Annotated in this window: 1 protein-coding gene; it reads right to left on the reverse strand. The window is 30.7% G+C overall.

Features of this window, described 5'->3' with window-relative positions; translation table 11 throughout:
• Nucleotides 1-646, reverse strand: a 646-nt coding sequence (locus HADU_RS11095) for a hypothetical protein (protein WP_034592846.1), incomplete at its 3' end; no start/stop codon positions are given.
• Nucleotides 647-947 lie beyond the last annotated feature (301 nt).

The raw sequence follows: 947 nt of genomic DNA on the forward strand, positions 1-947 counted from the left end.
TTTGCAAAGTTGCTTCTTTATTTTTAATTTTTATATAAATTTTATGTACGACCGTATTGTGTTCTTTGATCTCCTTATTTTTACTCTTTATTTTTTTATATTGTTCTTTAAAGGGCGTTATAAAATTCTTAACCGTTGATAGCAGTACAGCTTCATCAGAGTGTATATCTGCTAATGTCTTTGGTGTTTCACTTTGTACAAAATCAATAAAATGTAAGGGAAATTTTTCAATAATCTCTGGAGTAGCAAAACTAACAAAATGATATCCGTGATAAGAAATTACAGCGTAATTTGTATCCTGTTTAATCGGATGTTTGATATATCCCTTTACTGTCGCTTCTCCTTGATCCAATAGCTTTTTTAGATAGAAATCCTTGATATGATTCTCTAAAACTCTACTTTTTCTATAAAAATTAATCTTATTGTTAATCTCTTCTCGCTCTTCTATTTCATCAACAATATCTAACTTATGACTAAATTCAACAAATTGAGCATGATGATATTCAGCAAGTTTAGAAGTCCAAATTAAGATTTGTCCAAGATTATCAGGCTTAATAATCTCAATATCGTTGAAATCAAGTTTTTTTATTAGTGCAAGTTCTTCATGCTTGAACTCTTTTCTTTCCAAACTTGAATGTTTCAACATAACAACTTCCTTAACCACGGCGTATCCTTCAAAAACTATAAAGTAAAAGCTCATTTGGTATGAATACCAAATGAGCTTTCTAATTAATCAATCAAACATTAAAACAAAAAAGGGAGGTCATACCTAATTAAGTACGTTTCAATGCCATAATATGGCGAACCATATCGTTAATATGTTGTTTTGTTTCATTATCTTGTGAACCTAACCATGTCACCACATCAGCATCAAAAGCCTTTGCTTGAGCGATGGCGTGACGTTCCTGTAATTTTTTCACAAAACTAGGTTTAACCAATGGGGCATT

It is taken from the genome of Acinetobacter sp. HA (genome assembly GCF_000264725.1).
In the GTDB taxonomy this organism is placed as follows: Bacteria; Pseudomonadota; Gammaproteobacteria; order Pseudomonadales; family Moraxellaceae; genus Acinetobacter; species Acinetobacter schindleri.